Source organism: Nocardioides sp. LHG3406-4, assembly GCF_049897745.1.
Lineage (GTDB): Bacteria > Actinomycetota > Actinomycetes > Propionibacteriales > Nocardioidaceae > Nocardioides.
In genome coordinates this window covers 1-5535 of the sequence record NZ_JAFCWV010000009.1, presented here as the reverse complement: position 1 = coordinate 5535, position 5535 = coordinate 1, and the positions used below count along the sequence as shown (strand labels likewise).

The window sequence follows — 5535 nt, the reverse complement described above, 5'->3', positions numbered from 1 at the left end:
TTTTTTGTTGGGTTTTGTTTTTTTCGGCAATGATTCTGGCGAAAGTCAGGGTTTGTTTGTCGGGAGCAAGTTTTCTACGGAGAGTTTGATCCTGGCTCAGGACGAACGCTGGCGGCGTGCTTAACACATGCAAGTCGAGCGGTAAGGCCCTTTCGGGGGTACACGAGCGGCGAACGGGTGAGTAACACGTGAGTAATCTGCCCTTCACTCAGGGATAACCTCCGGAAACGGTGGCTAATACCTGATATGACTCCTTCCTGCATGGGTTGGGGTGGAAAGTTTTGGCGGTGGAGGATGTGCTCGCGGCCTATCAGCTTGATGGTGGGGTAATGGCCTACCATGGCTTCGACGGGTAGCCGGCCTGAGAGGGTGACCGGCCACACTGGGACTGAGACACGGCCCAGACTCCTACGGGAGGCAGCAGTGGGGAATATTGGACAATGGGCGAAAGCCTGATCCAGCAACGCCGCGTGAGGGATGACGGCCTTCGGGTTGTAAACCTCTTTCAGTATCGACGAAGCTGTGCCTTTTTGGGTGTGGTGACGGTAGGTACAGAAGAAGCACCGGCCAACTACGTGCCAGCAGCCGCGGTAATACGTAGGGTGCGAGCGTTGTCCGGAATTATTGGGCGTAAAGGGCTCGTAGGCGGTTTGTCGCGTCGGGAGTGAAAACACTGGGCTTAACTCAGTGCTTGCTTTCGATACGGGCAGACTAGAGGTATGCAGGGGAGAACGGAATTCCTGGTGTAGCGGTGAAATGCGCAGATATCAGGAGGAACACCGGTGGCGAAGGCGGTTCTCTGGGCATTACCTGACGCTGAGGAGCGAAAGTGTGGGGAGCGAACAGGATTAGATACCCTGGTAGTCCACACCGTAAACGTTGGGCGCTAGGTGTGGGGCCTATTCCATGGGTTCCGTGCCGCAGCTAACGCATTAAGCGCCCCGCCTGGGGAGTACGGCCGCAAGGCTAAAACTCAAAGGAATTGACGGGGGCCCGCACAAGCGGCGGAGCATGCGGATTAATTCGATGCAACGCGAAGAACCTTACCTGGGTTTGACATACACCGGAAAGCTGCAGAGATGTGGCCCCTTTTGTCGGTGTACAGGTGGTGCATGGCTGTCGTCAGCTCGTGTCGTGAGATGTTGGGTTAAGTCCCGCAACGAGCGCAACCCTCGTTCTATGTTGCCAGCATGCCCTTCGGGGTGATGGGGACTCATAGGAGACTGCCGGGGTCAACTCGGAGGAAGGTGGGGATGACGTCAAGTCATCATGCCCCTTATGTCCAGGGCTTCACGCATGCTACAATGGCCGGTACAAAGGGCTGCGATGCTGTAAGGCGGAGCGAATCCCAAAAAGCCGGTCTCAGTTCGGATTGGGGTCTGCAACTCGACCCCATGAAGTCGGAGTCGCTAGTAATCGCAGATCAGCAACGCTGCGGTGAATACGTTCCCGGGCCTTGTACACACCGCCCGTCACGTCACGAAAGTCGGCAACACCCGAAGCCGGTGGCCCAACCCTTGTGGAGGGAGCCGTCGAAGGTGGGGCTGGCGATTGGGACGAAGTCGTAACAAGGTAGCCGTACCGGAAGGTGCGGCTGGATCACCTCCTTTCTAAGGAGCACACGCCCCGACCTGCCCCGTTCGTGGGTGGGCGCATGGTGGTGTTCACTAGTGGAATCGTCGATGAATCGCTTGGCCTGTTGGTGGGTCGGGGTCCTCAGTACTGCTCCTGGTCGTGCTCTCCTTTTTTGGGGGGTGTGGGTGGGGGTGTGGAACCTGGGTTCTGGTCTGTTGGTGGGCGTGGGTGGTGGCACACTGTTGGGTCCTGAAGAATCAGGCGTCTTCACCCTGTGAGGGGTGGGGGTGGTTGGTTGTTCTGTGGGATTCCTCCTTTGTCCTGTGTCTGCCGGTTGGTGGGTGTGGGGGGTTGGTGGGGTTGTTGTTTGAGATCTGGATAGTGGACGCGAGCATCTAGCTGCTGCGTGCTGTGTGCCCTGGGCCCCCTTTGTGTGGGGTTGTTCCCCGTGTTGGTTGGGGGGTGGGTGTGTGGTGTGTGGTGGCTGATAAGTATGTGTGCCCTTCGGGAGTGATTGTTCCTGGGGGGTGCTGGTCTTTTGTAGTTGAGTTGTTTTGACGTTGTTGAGACAAGCTATGAAGGGCACATGGTGGATGCCTTGGCACCAAGAGCCGATGAAGGACGTAGGAGCCTGCGATAAGCCCCGGGGAGTTGGCAACCGAGCTGTGATCCGGGGGTGTCCGAATGGGGAAACCCAGCTGGAGTCATGTCCAGTTACCCTTGCCTGAACACATAGGGCGAGTGGAGGGAACGTGGGGAAGTGAAACATCTCAGTACCCACAGGAAGAGAAAACAATTGTGATTCCGAGAGTAGTGGCGAGCGAAATCGGATGAGGCCAAACCATGCTCATGTGATACCCGGCAGGGGTTGTGAGTGTGGGGTTGTGGGACGTGTCTGATCGTTGCTGCCGTGGCGGTGCAGAGTAAGAAATCACGAGTGAAGTTGAAGCCGGTTGGAAAGCCGGGCCGTAGAGGGTGATAGCCCCGTAGACGTAAGTTCGTGACTCTGTTGGCATGTTCCCAAGTAACACGGAACCCCTGAAATTCCGTGTGAATCTGGCGGGACCACCCGTTAAGCCTAAATACTCCTTGGTGACCGATAGCGGACAAGTACCGTGAGGGAAAGGTGAAAAGTACCCCTGGCGGGGAGTGAAATAGTACCTGAAACCATGTGCCTACAATCCGTCGGAGCGATCCCTTGTGGGTTGTGACGGCGTGCCTTTTGAAGAATGAGCCTGCGAGTTTGCGTTGTGTTGCGAGGTTAACCCGTGTGGGGAAGCCGTAGCGAAAGCGAGTCCGAATAGGGCGTTTGAGTAGCGCGATCAAGACCCGAAGCGAAGTGATCTATCCATGGGCAGGTTGAAGCGCGGGTAAGACCGCGTGGAGGACCGAACCCACTTAGGTTGAAAACTGAGGGGATGACCTGTGGATAGGGGTGAAAGGCCAATCAAACTTCGTGATAGCTGGTTCTCCCCGAAATGCATTTAGGTGCAGCGTCGCGTGTTTCTTGCCGGAGGTAGAGCACTGGATAGCTAATGGGCCCTACAAGGTTACTGACGTTAGCCAAACTCCGAATGCCGGTAAGTGAGAGCGCGGCAGTGAGACTGCGGGGGATAAGCTCCGTAGTCGAGAGGGAAACAGCCCAGACCATCAGCTAAGGCCCCTAAGCGGTGACTAAGTGGAAAAGGATGTGGAGTCGCAGTGACAACCAGGAGGTTGGCTTGGAAGCAGCCACCCTTGAAAGAGTGCGTAATAGCTCACTGGTCAAGTGATTCCGCGCCGACAATGTAGCGGGGCTCAAGTCATCCGCCGAAGCTATGGCATTCACGCGTGTACTTAGCGCAGCCTTTGGTTGTGTTCAGGTGTGTGGATGGGTAGGGGAGCGTCGTGTCGCGAGTGAAGCAGCAGAGTGATCTAGTTGTGGACGCGACACGAGTGAGAATGCAGGCATGAGTAGCGAATCACATGCGAGAAACATGTGCGCCGAATGATCAAGGGTTCCAGGGTCAAGCTAATCTGCCCTGGGTAAGTCGGGACCTAAGGCGAGGCCGACAGGCGTAGTCGATGGACAACGGGTTGATATTCCCGTACCGGCAAAGTAGCGCCCATGACGAACCTGGTGATGCTAACCATCCGAAACTCATCGGACCGGACCCTTCGGGGCGAGGCTGGTGAGCGGAGCGTGGGACCCGAACTGGTAGTAGTCAAGCGATGGGGTGACGCAGGAAGGCAGTCCAACCACGGCGATGGTAGTCCGTGGCTAAGAGTGTAGGGCGAACGGTAGGCAAATCCGCCGTTCATGTGCCTGAGACTTGATGGGGACCCGTATGGGGAAGTGGATGATCCTATGCTGTCGAGAAAAACCTCTAGCGAGCTATGCGCCGCCCGTACCCCAAACCGACTCAGGTGATCAGGTAGAGAATACCAAGGCGATCGAGATAACCATGGTTAAGGAACTCGGCAAAATGCCCCCGTAACTTCGGGAGAAGGGGGGCCGGATCCGTGACTCACCTTGCGTGAGGTAGCGGTGATGGCCGCAGAGACCAGGCCCAAGCGACTGTTTACTAAAAACACAGGTCCGTGCGAAGTTGTAAGACGATGTATACGGACTGACTCCTGCCCGGTGCTGGAAGGTTAAGGGGACCGGTTAGACGCAAGTCGAAGCTGAGAACTTAAGCCCCAGTAAACGGCGGTGGTAACTATAACCATCCTAAGGTAGCGAAATTCCTTGTCGGGTAAGTTCCGACCTGCACGAATGGAGTAACGACTTGGGCGCTGTCTCAACCGTGGACTCGGCGAAATTGCACTACGAGTAAAGATGCTCGTTACGCGCGGCAGGACGGAAAGACCCCGGGACCTTTACTATAGTTTGGTATTGGTGTTTGGTTCGGCTTGTGTAGGATAGGTGGGAGACTGTGAAGCATTCACGCCAGTGAGTGTGGAGTCAACGTTGAAATACCACTCTGGTCGTACTAGATGTCTAACCTAGGTCCGTAATCCGGATCAGGGACAGTGCCTGATGGGTAGTTTAACTGGGGCGGTTGCCTCCTAAAATGTAACGGAGGCGCTCAAAGGTTCCCTCAGCCTGGTTGGCAATCAGGTTTCGAGTGTAAGTGCACAAGGGAGCTTGACTGTGAGACAGACATGTCGAGCAGGGACGAAAGTCGGAACTAGTGATCCGGCGCCAGCATGTGGAAGCGGCGTCGCTCAACGGATAAAAGGTACCCCGGGGATAACAGGCTGATCTTCCCCAAGAGTCCATATCGACGGGATGGTTTGGCACCTCGATGTCGGCTCGTCGCATCCTGGGGCTGGAGTAGGTCCCAAGGGTTGGGCTGTTCGCCCATTAAAGCGGCACGCGAGCTGGGTTTAGAACGTCGTGAGACAGTTCGGTCCCTATCCGCCGCGCGCGCAGGAAACTTGAGAAAGGCTGTCCCTAGTACGAGAGGACCGGGATGGACGAACCTCTGGTGTGCCAGTTGTCCCGCCAGGGGCACGGCTGGTTAGCTACGTTCGGAAGTGATAACCGCTGAATGCATCTAAGCGGGAAGCACGTTTCAAGATGAGGTTTCCCACCGGGTTAACCGGGTAAGGCCCCCAGCAGAACACTGGGTTGATAGGCCGGAGGTGTACAGCAGTAATGCCTAGCCGACCGGTACTAATAGGCCGAGGGCTTGTCCCAACACCGTACAAAACCACTCAAAACACAAGAGACTTGTGTCGCGTCCACTAACCAGATCCCAGACCACAACCCACCCCCAAAACAAGGGGCGGGTCCATGAGTTTGGAACACCACAACACCATAACGAGTATTGTGCATGTGTTCCGCCAGAGTTACGGCGGCCATAGCGAAAGGGAAACACCCGGTCCCATACCGAACCCGGAAGTTAAGCCTTTCAGCGCCGATGGTACTGCAACCGAGAGGCTGTGGGAGAGTAGGACGCCGCCGGACATACACTC

3 rRNA genes are annotated in these 5535 nt (G+C 56.3%); all 3 read left to right on the top strand.

Annotation, left to right across the window (positions count from 1 at the left end):
• The first annotated feature begins 73 nt into the window (after positions 1 to 73).
• Positions 74 to 1610: ribosomal RNA gene (locus ACP7BP_RS21350) — 16S ribosomal RNA — on the top strand.
• A 531-nt stretch (positions 1611 to 2141) separates the two neighbouring features.
• A 23S ribosomal RNA gene (locus tag ACP7BP_RS21345) occupies positions 2142 to 5257 on the top strand.
• 153 nt (positions 5258 to 5410) lie between these two features.
• Positions 5411 to 5527, top strand: a 5S ribosomal RNA gene (gene rrf, locus ACP7BP_RS21340).
• The 16S, 23S and 5S rRNA genes sit together here, the layout of an rRNA operon.
• Positions 5528 to 5535 lie beyond the last annotated feature (8 nt).